The organism is Streptomyces sp. NPDC020780 (genome assembly GCF_044334475.1).
Taxonomy (GTDB): Bacteria; Actinomycetota; Actinomycetes; order Streptomycetales; family Streptomycetaceae; genus Streptomyces.
Genome location: NZ_JBIRTB010000020.1, coordinates 23,541 through 42,455 on the forward strand (window position 1 = coordinate 23,541; position 18,915 = coordinate 42,455).

General features: G+C 70.9%; 16 protein-coding genes and 4 pseudogenes. 11 read left to right on the plus strand and 9 right to left on the minus strand.

What is annotated here, in order from left to right:
- Positions 1-25: 25 nt before the first annotated feature.
- Complete coding sequence (locus ACH4VO_RS29015; protein ID WP_360994750.1) at positions 26-793, minus strand: GntR family transcriptional regulator; 768 nt, start codon at positions 791-793, stop codon at positions 26-28.
- 752 nt (positions 794-1,545) lie between these two features.
- Here ACH4VO_RS29015 and ACH4VO_RS29020 point away from each other — a divergent pair.
- Both ACH4VO_RS29020 and ACH4VO_RS29025 read left to right on the plus strand, forming a co-directional pair.
- Positions 1,546-1,944 carry a hypothetical protein gene (locus ACH4VO_RS29020; protein ID WP_360994753.1) on the plus strand — a complete coding sequence of 133 codons (399 nt, stop codon included), beginning with the start codon at positions 1,546-1,548 and terminating at the stop codon, positions 1,942-1,944.
- A gap of 304 nt (positions 1,945-2,248) precedes the next feature.
- Positions 2,249-2,431, plus strand: coding sequence for a hypothetical protein (locus tag ACH4VO_RS29025; RefSeq protein WP_360994756.1), 183 nt, complete (start codon positions 2,249-2,251; stop codon positions 2,429-2,431).
- 72 nt (positions 2,432-2,503) lie between these two features.
- Here ACH4VO_RS29025 and ACH4VO_RS29030 read toward each other — a convergent pair whose 3' ends face one another.
- Entirely contained in the window at positions 2,504-2,839 is a 336-nt protein-coding gene (locus ACH4VO_RS29030) for a hypothetical protein (RefSeq protein ID WP_360994759.1), read from the minus strand.
- A gap of 246 nt (positions 2,840-3,085) precedes the next feature.
- On the opposite strand from ACH4VO_RS29030, the pseudogene ACH4VO_RS29035 reads away from it, so the two are divergent.
- Positions 3,086-3,253 (plus strand): annotated as a pseudogene (locus tag ACH4VO_RS29035) (IS256 family transposase); the annotation flags it as partial.
- A 164-nt stretch (positions 3,254-3,417) separates the two neighbouring features.
- Positions 3,418-4,470 carry a LacI family DNA-binding transcriptional regulator gene (locus ACH4VO_RS29040; protein ID WP_360994990.1) on the plus strand — a complete coding sequence of 351 codons (1,053 nt, stop codon included), beginning with the start codon at positions 3,418-3,420 and terminating at the stop codon, positions 4,468-4,470.
- Between the two features lie 743 nt (positions 4,471-5,213).
- Here ACH4VO_RS29040 and ACH4VO_RS29045 read toward each other — a convergent pair.
- The 3 genes and pseudogenes from ACH4VO_RS29045 to ACH4VO_RS29055 all read right to left on the minus strand — a co-directional run.
- A complete protein-coding gene (locus ACH4VO_RS29045; protein WP_360994761.1) occupies positions 5,214-7,202 on the minus strand; it encodes a serine/threonine-protein kinase in 1,989 nt (662 codons plus the stop codon).
- A 590-nt stretch (positions 7,203-7,792) separates the two neighbouring features.
- Positions 7,793-8,038, minus strand: a pseudogene (locus ACH4VO_RS29050) (transposase); the annotation flags it as partial.
- Positions 8,036-8,228: pseudogene (locus ACH4VO_RS29055) on the minus strand (IS3 family transposase); the annotation flags it as partial. The pseudogenes ACH4VO_RS29055 and ACH4VO_RS29050, both read right to left, overlap by 3 nt.
- A gap of 263 nt (positions 8,229-8,491) precedes the next feature.
- Here ACH4VO_RS29055 and ACH4VO_RS29060 point away from each other — a divergent pair.
- From ACH4VO_RS29060 to ACH4VO_RS29090, 7 genes are all read left to right on the plus strand, one after another.
- Positions 8,492-9,409 (plus strand): ribokinase, encoded by a 918-nt coding sequence (locus tag ACH4VO_RS29060; protein ID WP_360994764.1) that lies wholly within the window; start codon positions 8,492-8,494, stop codon positions 9,407-9,409.
- Complete coding sequence (locus ACH4VO_RS29065) at positions 9,406-10,443, plus strand: ABC transporter permease (protein WP_360994767.1); 1,038 nt, start codon at positions 9,406-9,408, stop codon at positions 10,441-10,443. The genes ACH4VO_RS29060 and ACH4VO_RS29065 overlap by 4 nt, the downstream gene beginning before the upstream one ends.
- A gap of 144 nt (positions 10,444-10,587) precedes the next feature.
- Positions 10,588-11,619, plus strand: coding sequence for a substrate-binding domain-containing protein (locus ACH4VO_RS29070; protein ID WP_360994770.1), 1,032 nt, complete (start codon positions 10,588-10,590; stop codon positions 11,617-11,619).
- Complete coding sequence (locus ACH4VO_RS29075) at positions 11,619-13,187, plus strand: sugar ABC transporter ATP-binding protein (protein ID WP_360994773.1); 1,569 nt, start codon at positions 11,619-11,621, stop codon at positions 13,185-13,187. The genes ACH4VO_RS29070 and ACH4VO_RS29075 overlap by 1 nt, the downstream gene beginning before the upstream one ends.
- A 59-nt stretch (positions 13,188-13,246) precedes the next feature.
- Complete coding sequence (rbsD, locus tag ACH4VO_RS29080; RefSeq protein ID WP_360994776.1) at positions 13,247-13,702, plus strand: D-ribose pyranase; 456 nt, start codon at positions 13,247-13,249, stop codon at positions 13,700-13,702.
- A gap of 123 nt (positions 13,703-13,825) precedes the next feature.
- Entirely contained in the window at positions 13,826-14,539 is a 714-nt protein-coding gene (gene deoC / locus ACH4VO_RS29085; RefSeq protein WP_360994780.1) for a deoxyribose-phosphate aldolase, read from the plus strand.
- Between the two features lie 108 nt (positions 14,540-14,647).
- A complete protein-coding gene (locus ACH4VO_RS29090) occupies positions 14,648-15,406 on the plus strand; it encodes a GntR family transcriptional regulator (protein WP_360994783.1) in 759 nt (252 codons plus the stop codon).
- A 155-nt stretch (positions 15,407-15,561) separates the two neighbouring features.
- On the opposite strand, the pseudogene ACH4VO_RS29095 reads toward ACH4VO_RS29090, so the two are convergent.
- The 4 genes and pseudogenes from ACH4VO_RS29095 to ACH4VO_RS29110 all read right to left on the minus strand — a co-directional run.
- A pseudogene (locus ACH4VO_RS29095) lies at positions 15,562-15,741 on the minus strand (RidA family protein); the annotation flags it as partial.
- Between the two features lie 279 nt (positions 15,742-16,020).
- On the minus strand, positions 16,021-16,527 hold the full coding sequence (locus tag ACH4VO_RS29100) for a nuclear transport factor 2 family protein (RefSeq protein WP_360994786.1): 507 nt from the start codon (positions 16,525-16,527) through the stop codon (positions 16,021-16,023).
- On the minus strand, positions 16,524-17,990 hold the full coding sequence (locus tag ACH4VO_RS29105; RefSeq protein ID WP_360994789.1) for an FAD-dependent oxidoreductase: 1,467 nt from the start codon (positions 17,988-17,990) through the stop codon (positions 16,524-16,526). Before ACH4VO_RS29105 ends, ACH4VO_RS29100 begins: the two co-directional genes overlap by 4 nt.
- Positions 17,983-18,819, minus strand: a complete 837-nt coding sequence (locus ACH4VO_RS29110; RefSeq protein ID WP_360994792.1) for an SDR family oxidoreductase — start codon at positions 18,817-18,819, stop codon at positions 17,983-17,985. Before ACH4VO_RS29110 ends, ACH4VO_RS29105 begins: the two co-directional genes overlap by 8 nt.
- Positions 18,820-18,915: the final 96 nt, after the last annotated feature.

The following is an 18,915-nucleotide window of genomic DNA, read 5'->3' on the forward strand; positions in this document are numbered from 1 at the left end:
CACGCGGGCGGGCGGGCGGTGCGGGTCACCCGTCCCGGCGCCCCAGATGGGTGGTGAAGGAGAACCGGTCCCCCCGGAAGAGCGTCCGTACCCGTTCCAGCGGACTTCCCCCGGTGTCCCGGGAGAGGCGGTGCAGGAGCAGCATCGGGAGGGCGGGAGGGGTACCGATCAGCAGGGCCTCACGGGGCGTGGCGAGGACGGTCTCGATCCGCTCGTCCGCGTCCCCGAAGGAGACGCCGAGCCGGTCGTGGAGATAGGCGTAGAAGGAGGAGTCGGGGTCGAACTCCTCACCGAGGCCGGGCACCCGTGCCACGGAGACGTAGGTGCTCTCCAGGCCCACCCGCTCGTCGTCGGCGAGCAGGACGCGTTCCAGGTGCCAGACGGGCTCACCCTGCGGGACACCGATCTCCGCGGTCAGGGCGGCGGGGCAGGGGAACTGTTCGAGCCCGATGAGATGGCGGCCCGGCGTGCGGCCCTGGCGTCGCACCCCTTCGGTGTAACTGGCCAGCGAGAGCGGCTGTTCGAGTTTGGGTCCGGCCACCACGGTGCCCCGCCCCTGCCGCCGCACCCGGCCTTCCAGCAGCAGTTCGCGCAGCGCCTGACGCACGGTCTCCCTGGACACCTCGTACCGCAGGGCGAGGTCCCGCTCGGTGGGCAGCAACCCCCCTTCGCCCAAATCGTCGAGGAGAAGGGAGACATGCGCCTTGACGGCGTAGTACTTGGGGATTCGGCCGTGCTCCGGGATGCCGGAGCGGATCGGTGCGCCAGGTGCCTGGTCGTTCGGGTAGTCCACCGGCTGATGGTGGCAGACGGACATGAACAGCGGCGCGCATGACGGTCTCCCCTTCTCCCTGGCTTCGTACAGCGGTGGCCGGGGTGACGTCCCGCGCCGGAGCGCCACGGCGGCGCCCGGCGCCCTTGCCCCTGAACCCCTTGCGGCCTGAGGAGGGTTGGACCGGCAGCCCCGGCGGCGGGCATGAGATCTCTTCGCCAGCCAGTTGCTCCGCCCGCGCCGCAATGTCTGCAACACTCGGAGCGCCTTCGATCGAGCCGATCAGGTCGACGAGTCCGGGCCGGGAAGTGTCCTTGCCGTAGTAGTCACCCAGCGTCTGCACCAAGTCCTCGAACGCTCCCAGAACGGCCAGCACCGCCGCGGTGACGATCTCCGGGTCGGCCCGCATGACCGGCTGGTCGTCCTCGTCGGAGTCGAAGGCCTGAGCGACCATCCAAACGGTGCTGTGGGAGGCCGCGGAGGATCTGCGGTACCAGGCAGGAAGATGCGTGGGCCGCTTCGCGGCGATGCACGGCCGCGCGGGACCGGCTCGCCCTGCTGGCCGCCGAGCATGGCACCACCATCCGAAGCCTGGTCGAGGACCTCGCGCGGAGCACGTCGACGCAGGCGGAGTACGCGGAGCGGGCCGAGCTGGCCCGCTCCGAGCTTGCCTCCGCGCTCGGCAGCGCGCCGAGTCCTGAGGCCGAGGCGAAGGCCCGGGCTCTGCTGGAGCGCCTCGGCGGCAGCGCGCACGGTCCGCGGGCGGCCGCGTAGTGGCGGGGATCGCGGTCGTCCTGGACCACACGACCGCGGGAGCGTTGTACGACCCGAAGGACCCGTTCAACGAGGCGGTCGCCGCGTTCTACGTCCAGGCCTCCGGAGGACTCGGTGATCTGTATGCGCCGGTGCTGGCCCTGACGGCCGGTGACGCCGAACGCCCTGGGCTGCTGGGCTACATCAAGGGGCTACGGTTCATCCGGATCGAGGCGTTCGACACTGACGCCGCGGTCACCGCCACCGAACTGCTGCGCTTCGGGCACTCCTGGGCCGCCGTCCAGGCCATCCACGCCGCCCGCCCCTCCGCCACGCATCCCGCCGGGCGGTACCTTCTCACCCTGACGCCGAAGGCGTACGCGGGCACCGGCGTCCAAGCCGTCCACCCCGACCAGTAGCCCGCCCGCCGCTCCGGCGGCAGGAGACGGCCGCCGGACCCTGCCTGGAACACCGGGACGGTCGTCGCTTTGGCCCGGGGCCTGGCCCGCCGCCACCCGACACCCGTCAGGGCCCGGCATCCGTCCGCCGGGAGCAGCACCGCTCGCACAGGGCCGTTGCGTTTTCTGTTCTGACGTGCCCGGCCGCAGACGGTCCGCCTTCCCCGTGCCTGGGCATGCGTCCTGGGTCGGGAAAACCCGAACCCGCCACCACTTCGCCCTGTTTGGTCTGGCCAGGCTCTTTGCCATCCAGGCCAACCGCACCGTGAGCGGCATCCGCCGGCAGCTCACCGACCTGCTGCATAGCAGCGGCAGCAACGCGGTCCGCGCGTATCTGCGGGAGGAGGCGGGGACCCGCCTGGGCGACCGGCTCAACGGCTGGGAAGGGGTCACCTACCGGGCTCTGGCATGCGACGAGGCCTTCTGCAGCGGTGCGTTCAGCTCGTGAACGGCCCACAGGACCCCGCACTGCGGCAGAGCCCGGGCCGGTGCGTTTGGCCGTGCCAGCTGGTGTGGGCCGTCAGCCGCCGTCGCGGGCGATGTGCCGGCCGACGCCGGTCCAGACCGGCTCGGCCGCTTCTTCGGGCACGGCGCCGGTGGGGACTGTAAAACGTTCGGTGTAACTCCCGATCATGGAAGATGCATCGATGACCAGCAACGACGTGACACAGGCCGAGACCGTCGAACCGTCCGAGGTGGTGCCGGCGAAGCTGTAAACGACCGGCTGATCGACAAGCTCGTGGGCCGGGCTCAGGCCGAGAGCCTGCAGCTGACCGGCGAGGGCGGGCTGCTCCAGCAGCTGACGAAGCGGCGGCTGGCGACCCGCTCTGGGAATGTGGGCCGTTCCCGCCCTCATCGCCTTCGCCGCCCTCGTCCCGCGGTTACGGCCCGCCCCCGTCCGCGATCCCCGCACGCATGATGTCGCCGACGCCCCCTCCGATGCCGGTGAACCCTCCGTCCGCGCCCTGACGCACGATCCCGTCGCCTGGGCCGTGACCGCGCTCATGGGCCTCCAGAGCATGAGCTACTACGCGGCCCTGACCTGGATTCCCACCCTGTTCCAGGACGCGGGTACGAACACGGACACGGCAGGCTGGATGCTAAGGCGGTCCGGGCCCGCGGCCACTTCCCGACGGAGGCCGCCGCGTTGAAGTGCGTCTACATGGCGCTGATGAGCCTGGACCCGACCGGCAAGGGCCGGCGCCGCTGGACGATGCGCTGGAAGGCGCCTCTGAACGCCTTCCAGAGCGCCTTCGAAGGGCGCCTCCCCCCTCCCAGGCTACTGTCAATCAGCAACCAAGATCAGCCGTTGACTGGACAGACCCCAGGTCAGCCGGAGCTCGGCTGACAGGCCGCTCCTGGCGGTGAGAGGGTCCTGCGTGCGCACACGTCAGGGGCTATGGCGGACTCGGCCACAATGGGACCGTGGATGAGATGGGTGGCGCTACGACGGGTACGAACGAGCCGGTCACGTTGCAGGGGATCGCAGAGCGGCTGGGGCTGCATGTCTCGACGGTGTCGCGGGTCCTCAACGGCAAGGCGGACGTGCAGGGCCGGGCGGCGTCCGGGGAGACGGCGCAGCGCATTCGGTCCCTTGCCCGGGAGTTGGGTTACCGGCCCAATCCGCACGCCACCAGTCTGCGTACCCGGCGCAGCAACCTGGTGGGTGTGCTCTTTCCGCGTCTGTCGGAGATCGTGGTGGCCACCATCTACGAGGGTGTGGAGGAGGAGGCGGCTGCACACGGGCTGTCGGTCTTCGTGACCAACACCCGCGACGATCCCGCCGTGCAGCGGGAGCGGATCGCAATGGTGCTGGGACGCCGGGTGGACGGGCTGATCATCGGTGACGCTCATCTCGACGGCGCTGTGCTGGCCGACCCCGCGTTGCGACGCGTCCCGTACGTCCTGGTCAACCGCCGCACGGACGGGGATCATCCCGCCGTGACCTGCGACGACTTCCTGGGCGGGCGGATGGCGGCTGAACACCTGCTGGGACTGGGGCACCGCCGGGTCGCGGTGATCGCCGGAGAACCGTTCGCCAGCACCGGAACCGACCGCGCGGCAGGCTTCCTGGACCGCTACCGTGCGGCCGGCCTGCCGGTCCCGGGCCACCAGGTGCGCCACTGTTCCTTCGACATCCCCGGCGGACGTCGGGCCGCGAAGGAGCTGCTCGCGCCCGCCGGCAGGCCCACCGCGCTCTTCGCAGTCAACGACCTCGCCGCCCTCGGCGCCATGGGCGCCGCCCGCGACCTGGGCCTGCGCCCCGGCAGCGACTTCGCCCTGGTCGGCTTCAACGACACCCCTCTCGCCGCCGAACTGCCCATACCGTTGACCAGCGTCCACTCACCCATGACCGAACTCGGTCGCGCGGCCGTACGCCAACTCCTGCACCGCATCGCCGGTGAACCCGCCACCTCGCAGCGCCTGCGCCCCGGGCTCGTCACCCGTGCTTCCAGCGGCGCTCCCATCGGGCCCGCACTGAGCTGAGAACGTCGCCCGCAGGCGCATGGACCGATCTGCGGCGTCACCGTGGTCGGCGGCTCTTCGACGCACCGACGCACTCATCACCCGATAGCTACGAGCGGGCAGGAACTGCGGTCACGACGGAGCATGCCCGTGGCGCTACGCGCCGTCCCACGACAGGAATGGGCGCAGACCGCCTACGAAATGGAGCTGAACAATTCGGACATCGTCCGGGTGGAGTCCGCAGAGCAGATCCTGGTGCCGTGACCCCTCGCGCCGCTCGGCGCCCGTACCTGCGCGACCGTGCGGGTACGGGTGGCCTCGGCGGGCGGTGAAGCGCGTGAAGCGAACCCGCAACCGCCGAGACCGTACTGTTGGTGCCCGGCGACTGGCCAGCGCGCTTCATCACACCGCGCGCCCTCGGTGATTCCGGCAGTTCCACCCCGTCCCGCACGGCGGAACGGGGTGGCCCGCATGCTCCTGGCGATGGCTGGAAAACGCGACGCGGCCCGCCCTGCCGGACCGCACTTCCACCTAGCCCCTCCTTGATACGCACGACCGCCATTGGGGCAAGGGGTTCGGCAGGCCGGCCTCAGGACCCGCGGCCGGGTAGCCGCGCCGGCATGCTCGGCGGCGGCCTCCAAGGGCAGGGCATTCGCGACGAGAGTATCTTTACAGCTCTCCATGCTCCGGATCCACTGGCCGGAATTGGGCTGCTACCCGACTGCATCTGCGTGCACCTCGACGTCGGCTATGACTCGACGAAGTCACTCACCCTGCTCGGCGGGCTGCACGGCCGGATCGCGAGAGGACGCTGTGGCCGTGGCTGTGGCGTCGACCGCGGGGGAAGCCCGCAGCGCGGCCCAGGCGGTGTCTTCAGCAGCATGAGCTCGAGTGTGGGCGAGCGTCTCGTGATGGCGTGTGGCAGGCATGGTGGCGTGCTCCGTGACCAGAGCCCGCGCCTGTTCCGGCAGCGGCGGCGGGTCGATCCTGCCGTCGCCGGCTCCCGGAACCAGTGTCTCGGCCACGGCGGTGGCCGTCGGCCGCTGGTCCGGATCGGGCTGAAGGCATGACCGGACCACCTGCATGAGGTCCTTCGGCAGCCCGGCGAGATCGGGTGTGCCGGCCCGGATGTTCGCGACCACGGACGGCGTGTCCCGGCCCCAGGGGCTGCGCCCCAGGGCGAGGCGGGCAAGGACGGTGCCCAGGGAGAAGACATCGCTCGCGGGTGTGAAGGTGGGCTGCTCACGCAGTTGCTCGGGGGAGGCGTAGGCGTAGGTGCCGGCGAAGCCACGCCTGGGTCCGGTGAGCCGTTCGATCTGGGCGATACCGAAGTCGATCACGCGTGGGCCGTCCTCGGTCAGCAGTACGTTGGCCGGCTTGAGATCAAGGTGCACGATGCCCTCGATATGAATGGCGCTCAGGGCGAGGGCGATGCCCGCTCCCAGCGTGCGCACCAGGTCGGCCTCCAGCCGGCCGCAGTGCTCGACGAGTTCCTGCAGCGAAGGGGCGGCCACGTACGGCACCGCCATCCACGGGGTCGCACCGCCGGTGTCCGCTGCGATCACCGGCACGGTGAACCGTCCGTCGACCCGCTGGGCCGCCCGCACCTCGTCGGCGAAGCCCCGCTTGATCGGGGGAGCCGCCGCGAGGTGCGCGTGCAGCGTCTTGACCGCGACCATCAGCCCGTCAGCGTCCTGGCACAGGTAGACCCGCCCGAAGCCGCCCTCGCCGACACACTCCAGCACCTCGTACGTGCCGAAAGCCCGCGGCCGGTCCGTACCGGCCGCGGGCCGCGCCCGCTCCATCTCCCGCCAGCCACCCAGGGCCACGGCCTGGGGGTGCACCGCGATCCTGCCCACACCCGCGGTTCCCGCAGACGTCGCCTTCCGCGCATCCAGGTCACTCGTCGTGAGCCGCTGGTCCTGGTTGTCCTTCACCACGACAAACCGCGCCTTCTCCGGCCCGCCCTCCCCGAAGACGAACACCTCGACCTCTACGTGCTCGTCACTCAAGCGGGACACGTAGACACCCGGCAGTCCCAACTCCGCGCATACAGAGGCCTCTTCGGGTGCTGGCCGCCGGTCGGCACGGGCGAAGCACAGGGCCGTCGCCTCATACCCCTGCCCGGCCAAATACCGCAGCACATCGCCCCACTGCCCCGCTGTCCACGCGTGTCCTGCCGGGTCGTCCGCGCCGTCGTCGACGACCGTAAGGCGGGTCGTGTCGGTTGCGCCGGCCTCGCGTGCCAGCACCGCGCATGCCGCATCCGGCGCCGCCTGTACCGCCTCCCCCAGCAGCGTCGCGGTCCGTTGCGCGATGCGCAGTACCGTGCGGCCGGCTGCACGGGCGAGTTCGTCGCGCTGCCCGCGCACGGTGTCATACATCGACGAGCCCGGCAGCTGCCCCTGGAGCTCCATGCACGCGAGTACCCGGTCGAAACAGCCGACAGCCGTCGCGTAGTCCTCCGCCCGCACCGCCGCTTTGGCCTGCGCGACGTGCGCGGAGAGGGTCTCGGAGCCGGCCGGACCGTCGAGCTCCTCGAACCGTGCGGCTATCTCCCCGTACATCCGGACGGCGCGCGGGAAGTCTCCGGCGGCCTCGACCGCGGCGGCCGTCGCGAAAAAGTCCCGCAGCCCCTCGCGGCCGCCCTCATTGCCGAACGGCAGTACGCCGGCGACCTCGGCGTAGCGCTGACGTGCGATGCCGACCAGCTGGTGGCCCGGGCCGAGCTCCCGTTGCGCGGTCTGCAGCATCTGGGAGAACACACGCAGCGCCGCCGCGTTGTCCCCGGCTCTTCTGCTGCCAGTACCCCACCTCGCACAGCAGGGTGAGGGCGGTCTCGCTACGGTTCTCCCGCTCGGTGGACCGGCGCATGGCCTCGTAGCGGCGCACCGCCTCCTGCGGCCGGCCCGACCGCCCGTGCCAGTGAGCGAGTTGGTGCCGGGCCAGTTCGGTGTCCGGATGGCACGGCCCCTGGAGCCCCGGTCGGCCAACAAATCCGTGAACAGCTGGACTGCGGCTTTGCCCCGACCTGACTCACCGGTCCAGTGTGCCAGTTGGTGTCGCAACGCCAAGGTATCCGTATTTCGCCGGCCCAGAACGCGTTCCGCTTCCGCAACCAGTCCGCCGTACCGTTCCGCCGCCAGCTCCGCGTTGCCCTGACGCCCGATCAGCTCCGCAGTCTCGCTGCTCTCCCGCAGCGCCGCGATGAACTCAGAGGACACCGGCGTTGTTTCGCGCCGTCTGCCCAACCACCTCATCAAGCCTCCCCGTTGCCGTAGCCGGACGCTCCCTGGTGGCCAGTATGCTCCACCCAAACGATTGCGCCAATCGTTTGGGTAACGCGGACCAAGTGGACCCGGCAGCGCTGCCAGGCGGCGCCGAGCATGACCGTGCGGATCGCTTTGACCAGACCGCTGTGGCTGTCGGAAATGACCGGGCGGACGCCACTCGGGCCGCGTTCCCGCAGGTGACACAGGAACGGGGCCCAGAAGACTTCGGTCTCGTTGTCGCCGACCGTGACGCCGACGACTTCGCGGCCGCCGTCCTGGATGACGCCGGTGGCGATGACGACGGCCTGGCAGACGATCCAGGTGACGATCGCGATCCGCAGCTCCTGGCGGGTGGCCCAGGTACGGCGGTCGAGGACGTTCTTCTGCAGCAGCGCGAAGAAGCTCTCCATCGCCGCGTTGTTGCCGGCCGCACCGACCCGGCCCGGCCCGGCCCATGGAGCCGATCAGGTCGTGACGTGCGAGAACGGACACGAACTTCCGTGAGCGGACTGGGCGAGTTCAACCAGTCGTTGCAACACCGGACTGTTGCAGCGAGCGTAGCTGCTCTGCGAAGACCTCGGCGGGCGGCCGAGCGGCGTACAGGTGGGGCGACGGCGATTCCTGAGCTGCTGATTCACCGTCGGCGGAGGGGCCCGGGGGCTGAGTGCCTCATGCCCGACATTCCCTGCACGCCCGACCATTGACTATGGACATCCCTATACCTACGATCTCGCTTGTCCATGGTTGTCCATACACAAAGGCGTGTGCCGATGAAGATCGCGGTTGTCGGAAGTTACGGAGCCGGCCTCACCATGCGGGTCCCCAAGGCGCCCGCAGCCGGTGAGACCGTCTCGGGCGGCCTCTTCGACTCGGGCGCCGGCGGGAAGGGCAGCAACCAGGCCGTCGGCGCCGCCCGCCTGGGCGCGGAGGTCACGCTCCTCACCGCCGTCGGCGACGACGAGTTCGGCCGCTCCGCGCGCGAGCTGTGGCGGCGCGAAGGGGTGAGCGCCGAACACGTGGTCACCGCCACGGCGCCCACCATGGTCGGTTTCATCCTGGTCGAGCCGTCCGGGGAGAACCGCATCGCCATCGCCCCCGGGGCCTTGGACGAGCTGGGCGCCGCCGCCGTCGACGCCTTCCGTGCCGAGATCGCCTCCGCCGACATCCTCGTCGTCTCCATGGAGATCCCCGAGGAAGCCGTCGTCGCCGCCCTCCGCGCCGGACACGAGAGCGGCACCCGCACCCTGTTGAACCCGGCCCCCGCCCGGCCGCTGCCCGATGAGTGCTGGCCCCTCGTCAACGTGCTCACGCCCAACCAGACGGAGGCCCCCGTCCTCCTCGGCCTCGACGAGGGACACGGGCTCGGTGACGAGGACCTGGCCCGCGCGCTGCACGGGCGCACCGGCGGCACCGTCGTCATCACCCGGGGCGGCGAGGGCGCGCTGGTCGCCCAGGACAGCGGCGTCACCACGGTGCCCCCGCATCCGGCCCGGACGGTCGTGGACACCACGGGCGCCGGGGACTCCTTCACCGCCGCCTTCGCCGTCGCCCTGGCCGAGGGCCGGCCCGTCGACCGCGCCGTGGAGTTCGCCGCGGTCGCGGGCTCGCACACCGTGTCGATCCCGGGCGTCATCCCCGCCCTGCCCACCAGAGCCCAGCTGAACGCCCTGATTGGAAGTGCCTCGTGACCTCGACCACCACCAAGCCGCCCGCCACTGCGGCACCGTCGTCCGACGCGAGCACCCGGCAGTCCCCGCTCGCGCTGCGCAGACTGCTGCACGCCCGGGAGGCCGGCGTCTTCGCCGCGCTCGTCCTGCTCTTCCTCCTGGGCACCGTGCTCTCGCCGACCTTCGCCCAGTCCGACAACCTCCTCTCGGTGGGCCAGCAGATCGCACAGATCGGCATCATGGCCGTCGGGGCGACCTTCGTCATCCTCAACGGTGAGATCGACCTCTCGGTCGGCTCCACCTACGCACTGTCCGCGATTTCCACCGGCATGCTCATCTCGGACGGCTGGAGCTGGCCCGCGGCCATGTTCGTCGGCCTGGCGGTCGGCGTCCTCGCCGGACTCCTCAACGGCTTGGCCGTGGTGGTCCTCGGCGTCCCGTCCTTCATCGTCACCCTCGGCACGCTCAGCGTCTTCCGCGGCATCGCCCTGCTCATCTCCGACGGCGCCCCGATCTCGCTGAGCTCCTCCCAGCCCGGCGTCGCCGAGTTCAACCTGCTGGGCCAGGGACGGCTGTTCGGCCTCGTGCCCATGCAGTTCGTCTTCTTCGCCGCAGTCGCCGCCCTCGGTGTCGTGGTGCTGGCCCGCTCCCGCTTCGGCTTCAACACCTACGCGGTCGGCGGCAACCAGGAGGCCGCCCGGCTCGTCGGCGTCAACGTCAAGCGGGTCAAGCTGACCGCCTTCGTCCTGTCCGGTTTCACCGCGGGCCTCGCCGGCGTCCTCGGCCTGTCCTTCCTCTCCTACGTGCAGGGCGTGACCGGGCAGGGCCTGGAACTCACCGTCATCTCGGCCGTCATCATCGGCGGAGCCGCCCTCTTCGGCGGCTCCGGAACGATGTGGGGCACCGTCATCGGCGTCGCCTTCATCGGCCTCCTCCAGAACATCCTCAACATCAAGGGCATCTCGTCCTTCTGGCAGACCGTCGTCACCGGTCTCGTCATCGTCGCCGCCGTCGCGGCCGACACCTGGCAGCGCAAGCGCAAGACCCGCGCCTGACCCACGCCGCCCCGCACCCATACACCCCCGCGGAAGCCGGTGCACCGGCCCCACCCGCGGCTCAAACCGCCCCACCACCGCCGCCCCACCGGCCCTTCCTCCCCCGCCTCCTACCAGACCCACGGACCCGACGAAGGAGCCCTCATGTCCCCGCGCACTCTCCTCAGAAGCCTCACCGCCGCCACCGCCGCCGCCGCGGCCCTCTGTCTCACCGCGTGTGGCGCCGTCACCTCCGCCGACAGCGGCTCCGGCGGCTCCGGCGACGGCTCCTTCACGCTCGCCCCGTACATCCAGCAGCGGCTCGACGACGACAAGCCGATGCGTATCAAGCTCAGCTACCACGACCCGTCCCTCGCCTTCGCCACGCCGATCGGCGCCGGCATGAAGAAGGCCGGCAAGGAGCTGGGCGCCGACGTCGCCCTCATCGGCCCCACCGGCGGCGACGCCGCCAAGCAGGTCTCCGAGATCCAGACGCTCATCCAGCAGAAGGCCGTCGACGGCCTTGCCGTCTCCTCCGCCTCCAGCGACGCCCTCAAGCCCGTCATCAGCCAGGCGTACAAGGCGGGCATCCCGATCATCTCCTTCAACACCGACAACCCCGACTCCGAGCAGATGGGTTTCGTCGGGCAGGACCTCAAGGGCTCCGGCAAGGCCCAGGCCGAGCAGCTGCGCAAGGACCTCACAGGCGACGTCAACGGCAAGTCCGTCGTGGTCTTCTCCGTCGACACCGGCGCCGGCTGGTCGCACGACCGCTTCAACGGCTTCAAGGAGGGCCTGGACGGCAGCGGACTGAAGATCGTCGGCCCGGTCAACGTCGGCAACGAGCCCAACAGCGCCTACAACACCGTCGAGTCCACCATGTCCGGCCAGTCCGACGTCGTCGCCGTCGCCGGCCTCGACTGCTGCTCCACCACGGCCGCCGCCAAGTGGGTGGCCCAGTCCGGCAAGGCCGACAACATCACCATGGGCGGCTTCGACCTGCTCACCCAGACCGCCGAGTACATCGAGCGCGGCGTCCTGAACTTCAGCATCAGCCAGAATCCGACCGAGCAGGGCTACCAGGCCGTCAAGGTGCTGCACGACTTCCTCACCGACGGCACCGAGATCAAGGGCGTGGACACCGGCGCCCAGTTCGTCACCCCCGGCAACCTCGCCGACGCGACCGTGGAGGACTGATGACCCGCGCACCCCACGACGCCTCCCCGGGTGGCCCGGACCGCACCGAGGCCCCGGGCGCCGGCGGCCTGGCCGTCCAGATCCGCGGTCTCACCCGCAACTTCGGTCCGATCCGCGCCCTGCACGACGTCTCCTTCGACGTCCCCGCCGGTGACATCACCGCCCTCCTCGGGGAGAACGGCGCCGGCAAGTCGACCCTGCTCAAGATCCTGGCCGGCCTCCAGCCGCCCAGCGAGGGCAGCGTCACCGTCTTCGGCGAGGAGGTCACCTCCTTCGAACCGGCCTCCATGCTCAGCCGGCACGGCGTGGCCATCGTCCCCCAGGAACTGTCGCTGCTGCCCGACCGCACAGTCGCCGAGAACGTCCTCAGCGGCGTCGAACCCGGCAACCGCTGGTTCCCCTCCCAGCGCCGCATGCGGGAGCGCACCACCGAACTCCTCGCCGAACTCGACCTCCATCTGGACCCCAACGCCTCCGTGCGCACTCTGGACCTGGCCACCCAGCAGCTCATCGTGGTGGCCCGCTCCCTCGCCCGCGGGTGCCGTGTCCTGATCCTGGACGAACCCACGGCCATGCTCACCCCCGCCGAGGCCGACCGCCTGTTCGCCCTCATGGGCAAGCTCAGGACCGCCGGGACGACCATGCTCTACGTCTCCCACCGCATGCCGGAGGTCTTCCGACTCGCCGACCACATCCAGGTTCTGCGCGACGGCGGCCACGTCGCCTCCTGGCGCAGCCGGGACACAACACCCGACCAGGCCGTCGCCGCCATGGTCGGCCGCGAACTGGGCCAGTTCACCCGCCGCGCCGGGGCCACCGCCACGCCCGCCGCCGAACCGGCCCTCACCGTCCGCGGACTGAGCGGCAAACGACACACGGACGTCTCCTTCAGCCTGCGCCCCGGGGAGATCCTCGGCGTCGCCGGCCTCCCCGACTCCGGCCGCGTCGAACTGCTCCACAACCTCTTCGGCTCGGACCCGGGCACCGGCGGCACCGTGGAACTGCTCGGCGAGCCCTACCGACGGCGCAACCCCATAGCCAGCGTCGAACGCCGTCTGGCGTTCGTCCCCGGCGAGCGACGCGCCCAGGGTCTGCTGACCACGATGAGCGTCGGCGAGAACGTCGGCGCCCTCACCACCAAGGCGTACAGCCGGCTCGGCCTGATCCGCCGCCGCGCCTTCGACGCCGCCGCCACCGATCAGGCCCAGCGGCTGCGGGTCAAGACCGCCACCATGACCCAGCCCATCACCAGCCTGTCCGGCGGCAACCAGCAGAAGGCCGTCCTCGGCCGCTGGCTCGCCATCAACCCGGGCGTGCTCATCCTCGACGAGCCCACCCGCGGCGTGGACATCGGCGCCAAGACCGAGATCTACGCCCAGCTCACCGCGCTCGCCGACAAGGGCCTGGCGATCCTCTGCTCCTCCTCCGACCTGCCCGAACTACTCACCCTGACCGACCGCATCGCGGTGATGAGCGAAGGCCGCCTGGTGGCCGTCGTCGACTCCGCCGACGCCACCGAAGAATCCGTGATGACCCTCGCCACCGGAGCGGCACCGGCCGCGGCCTGATCCCGCCCGCCCCACACACCCGCCGTTCCCTCTCAGGCCCCACTCGAAAGGAACCCACCATGAAGCGCTCCGGCATCCTCAACGCCCAACTCAGCGCAGCCCTTGCCACCCTCGGCCACACCGACCTGCTGCTCGTCGTCGACGCGGGCTTCCCCGTGCCGCGCGACGCGCACCGCATCGATCTGGCCCTCGCCGAGAACCTGCCCGACCTGCGCACCGTCCTGGGCCTGATCGCCGACGAACTGGTCGTCGAAGGCGTGGTCCGCGCCGAGGACGTCCCGAGCCACAACCCCCGCCTCGACTCCTGGCTGTACGAGCGCTTCGCCGGCGCCGAGTTCACCACCCGCCCGCACGCCGAGGTCCTCGGCGACCTCGCCCGCGACGCCAAAGTGGTCGTGCGCACCGGAGCCTTCGAGCCCTGGGGAAACATCGGCCTCTACTGCGGCGTCGACGCGCCCCGCTGGTTCGGCGGCGATGGCGTCGTCGTCCCGGAGCAGTACGCCTCCAAGGTCTGAGCCGCGCCGGCCCGCACGCGCGCGCCGACACCATCGTCAACCCGTGGCGGCAGCCAAGGAAGAAGGCCGGCGGCCGATCCGCCGGGCTCCTGCCGCCCCCGCCCACCCAAGGGAGATCACCCCGTGTCCGAGACCACCGTCAATCCCGCCGAACTCAACCTCAGCCCGGCCGAGTTGGCGCCCTTCATCCAGCACACCAAGATCGACCCGGACGCGACGCGCAACGAGATGATCGCCCACGCCCAGGAAGCCGTCACCCACGGCTTCAACGCGGCGATGGTTCCCGCCTCCTGGCTGCCGGTCGTCGTCGCCGAACTGAAGGGCACCGGCGTCGAGGTGGCCTCCGCCCTGGACTTCCCGACCGTCGGCGTCATGACCAGCGCCGGAAAGGCCGCCGAGGCCGCCGAGATCGCCCGTCTCGGCGCCGACCAGCTCGACATCGGCGTGCAGGTCGGCTGGCTCAAGAGCGGCCGCTACGACGACTTCCGCGAGGACATCGCGGGCGTCGTTCGCGCCTGTGGCCTGCCCGTCAAGGTCATGCTGGAACTGCCTCTGCTGACCGACGCCGAGAAGGAGGCCGCGGTCGAACTCGCCATGGAGGCGGGGGCGTCCTTCTTGAAGAACGCCAGCAGCGGCCAGATCGAGACTGCGAATCCCACCAGCGTTCGTTACCTTGTTGACCGGGCACGGGAAGGGGTCCGGGTGAAGGCATCCGGCTCGATCAAGAGCTACAGCCAGGGCTTGGAGCTCCTGCGGGCGGGCGCCTCCCTCCTCGGGACCAGCGCCGGCCTGGCGATCATCACCGACTCCGGCGACGCGTCCACCGCCAGCTACTGACCGCCCGCCACCGCCGTACCCCAGCCGCCCGCCGCGGCCGGGGTACGGCTTCCGCACCGGAGCGACACCCGCCCCCGGTGAGAGCAGAAAGAAGGAGATGCGACCACGGTGACGGCCGACAAAGGCGAGCTCCCCGGCATCAAACGGGACGTCCCCACGGCGATCCACGTCCAGATCTCGGAGCACATCCGGCTGCGGATCGCCAGTGGCGAGTGGCCGCCGCACTACCGCCTCAAGAGCGAGCCGGAGCTGGCCCAGGAGTTCGGGGTCAGCCGCGGCACACTGCGCAGGGCGCTGACCACGCTGATCAAGGAGGGCCTGCTGCGCCAGGTCCGCGGCCGGGGCACCTTCGTGACCTCGACAACGATCGAACCCGCCATCGCGCAGAAGCTGAGCACCCTGTCCGAGGACTTCGCCGACCAAGGCGTGGTGACCACGACGACGGTACGCGAGTGCGCTCTGATCGCGCCGCCCAAGCCGGTCGCCGCCCTGCTGGACGTGACCCCGGACACCCCTGTCCTGCGCCTGGTACGAGTCCGGCGCACCGACCAAGGGCCGGTCGCCCTGCTGTTCAACTTCGTGCGCACCGACCTCGCGCCCGGCATCGAGGAGGTCGACTTCACCTCCGCCAGCCTCTTCGGCGTCCTCGAAGGCACCTACGGGCTGAAGATCGCCACCGCCCGCCGCACCTTCGGCGCCGAGGCCGCCAGTACCGACGTCGCCGTCTCCCTCGACCTCACGGAGGGCGACCCGGTCCAGTACCTCCAGCAAGTCACCTACCTCGCCGACGACCGGCCCGTCGAATACTCCGACGTCTGGATCCACAGCGGCCGGCTCCGAGTCACTTCCCTCCTGCTGCGCCGCTGACCACGGTAGGGAGCCATCCGACCGCCCGGACACACCGGCCCCCGAACCGCCGGAGGGGTCGTCCGTCCGTCGTCCGTCCGGCCCTCGGGCGGGCGGCCTGCCCAAGCCCTCTCCACGCGGCCGTGCAGGGGCGGCCGGGGGCCCTGTCGGAGGGATCAGTCCAGCAGTGCGGTCGCCTCGACTTCGACGAGGAGGTCCGGCATGAAGAGGTACTCGACCCCGATGAGGGAGGCCGGCGGCATGGGAAGCCGGAGGCCGGTCTCGTCGGCGACGGCCCGACGCCGGCCATCAAGTCGCCGATCCTCTCCGCTCCACTGGCTCACGTAGAAGGTCAGGGTGGTGCCCCTCCCCCATGCTGACCTCGACTACTGAGGTTTTCGGGGGGGGTCGGTGGGTTGATGGCCAGTCTTGCTCAGGTATGCACCGCCGAGGAACAAGATGGTACCGATCGAGTCCGGTTCGGGGTCACGGGCTTTGACGGACCCGACCCGTACGACCTCGCCGGCCGGCCACCGCACTGGCTCTGCGTCGCTACGGCCGACGGCGGAAGCCGGCCACACGATCCCGCGCCGCGCGGCCGGCCCCGACGGGGGCTCGCCCCCGCTGCTCACGGCCTACGCGTGGCTCCGGTGCCCCCAGCTGTACACGGGGTCGGTTCCGTCGCGTCGCGATGCGACCCAGTCGGGAGCCAGGCCGTCGGCCATGCGGATGACGCGCGACTCGTCGAACACGACGACCCGGTCGGCGATGCCCCAGGAACCGTCGCGACGCTCGAACCGGTCGACGTATCGGCAGCGGATGATCGCCAGATCCTGCCCCCCGCCGGGTTCGGCGGGGGCCTGCCGCAGGAAACACAGGCAGTACGACTCGACGTCGGCACTGTGCTCGCCCGTGAATTTCACCAGCACGTTGGAGATGAAGTGCTGGGAGGAGTCGATGGTGCGGTGCCGGGCGCGGATGTCCTCGACGAGCCCGGCGGCGTCCCCCGTGTACCCGCCGTGGATGTCGACGGCGTCGTCGAAGTAGCAGGCCGCTACGGCGTCGTAATCCAGTCGGTCCACCGCCCGGGCGTAGCGGAACAGGACGTCCTGGATCTCGAAACGGTCGTCGGCGCGGCTCATGCGGGGGCCTTGTCGGTCGGGGATGAGGACGCGACCGCGCGGGCGGCCGCCTCACGGCCGGCGACCCGGCCGAGTACCAGCGCGTGGGCGACGGAGTTGCCGCCGCCCACATAGCGTTCGCCGAGGATTCCGCCGGCTGCCTCGCCTGCCGCGTACAGGCCTGGCAGAGCCCGGCCGTCGGTGCCCAGCACCCGGGTCCGGGCGTCCACCTCGAGGCCGGTGTGGGTGCAGACCAGTTCGGCGGGGAGCATCCGCACCGCGAAGAACGGTCCGTTCGCTATCGGGGCGAGGTGTGGGTCGGCGCCCTTGGCGGCGAGGGATTCGTGGCGCAGGTAGTCCTCGTCGGTGCCGTCGGCGAACAGGGCGTTGAAGCGGGTGACGCTCGCGGTCAGGTGATCCGGGGGCACGTCCATCAGGTCCGCGAGTCGCTCGAGGGTGTCGGCGCGCAGGACGACGCCCTTGGCGACCTCTTCCAGGACCCGGTCGGCGTCCCAGTCGGCGTAGCCGGAGGGCAGGGACAGGCGGGCGTCGTCGTCGAACACGGACCAGACCCAGCCGCCGTGGTCCTTGAGGATGCCCGGGCTGACGGCGTACGGGGCGTCCTCGTCCATGCAGCGTCGGCCGTCCAGGCCGACGTGGATGCGGGAGGCGGGCGGGAATCCGCTCTGCCAGTGGTGGTACCGCTGGAATTCGGCGGTCACCAGGAGCAGGCCCCAGCCCTGGCCGAACAGTGCGAGGCCGTGTCGCTCGGCGATGCCGACGTGGTCGCCCCGTGAGCCGGGCGCGGCCACCACGAACAGTGCGTCCCCGGCGGTCTCGGCGTCGGGAAGGAACCGGCGGACCAGGTCGGGGTCGGCCGCGAGGCCGCCGCTGGCGATGACGACGGCCGGGGCGGTCGCCTCCTCACCGTCCAGGAGGACGCCGCGGACGGCACCGTCCCGTACCACCAGGTCCTCGACCCGGCTGCCGAGGGCCAGGTCCACGTGGAGTCGTGCGCGGGCCTTGTCGAGCACCTGCACCAGTCCGTAGCCCTGGTCCTTGGGGACGTGGCCTCGCCAGACGTCCTCCACGCCGGCTCGGGTGAGTCCCGGCTGGTGGGCGCTGCGCGACACCTGGGCGGGTATCTCGACACCGAGTTCGAGCAACCACTCGACGGTGCTGCTGGACTCCTCGCAGAACATCCTGACGGGGCCGGGCCGGACCCGCCAGCCGTTCAGGTCCATGTAGTGCTGGAACATGCGGAGCGGCGAGTCGTCGATGCCGAGGCTGTCCTGGACGCTGGTGGCCGAGGCGGTCAGCAGCCCGGCGGAGAGCTGGGTGGATCCGCCGATCTCGTCCTCGGCCTCCAGCAGCAGTACGCGTGCGCCCGCCTGGGCGGCCGAGACGGAGGCCGCCAGGCCGGCGCCGCCTGCGCCGACCACGATGACGTCGTAGTCGTATGCGGTGGCGTGGGGTTCAGACATGCTGGGAACCGCCGTCCACCGGGATGCTGATGCCGGTGATGTACCGGGCGCTGTCCGAGAGGAGGAAGTACAGGGCGGCGAAGACCTCCATGGGCGCGCCGATCCGGCGCAGCGGGACCGTGGTGAGGGCGCGGTCCATCGCCGCCTGGTCCTCGCGGATCCAGCGGGTCATCTCGGTGTCGATGTAGCCCGGGGCGATGGAGTTGACGCGGATGTTGTCGGGGCCGAGCTCGACGGCCATGCAGGTCGTGAGGTGCCGCACGGCGGCCTTCGAGGAGTTGTACGTGGCACGGGTCGGCCGTGCGCGGACGGCGGCGACCGAGGACATGTTGACGATCGCGCCGCCCCCGACGGTGCGGAAGTGGCGGGCAGCGGCCTGTCCGCCGTACACGACGCCGTTGACGTTGACGCCGTAGGTGAGTGCGAGCTGCTGGGGTGTGATGTCGGTGAACCCGGCCTGGGGGAAGACGCCGGCGTTGTTGACCCACAGGTCGAGGCGGCCGAACTCACGCAGGGCGGTGCCGACCAGTTCGTCGCCGGCGGCCGGGTCGGTGACGTCGGCGCCGACGCCGACCACGCGGCCCGCGCCGCTGGTGCCGGCGAGGCGGGCATTGATCTTCTCGGCGACGGAGGACATCTCCTCCTGGTCGAGGTCTCCGCCGACGCCGTTGACGCCTCGGCGTGCCAGTTCCTCGATGAAGAGTGCGCCCATGCCGCGGCCGGCGCCGGTCACGACGACGGTGCGGCCGACCAGTTCGGGGTTGATCGCGGGCAGGGCGTCGTGGTTGACGCGGCCGGGGTTGCTGTCGGGTGTGTTGGTGGTGGTCATGGGAGGTCCTTCAGGTGGGGTGGGGTGTGGTGGGTCGCGGACCGGTGCCGACGCGCGTCGGTCGTCGGCGCGTCGGTCGTCGGCCGGTCCCGGTGG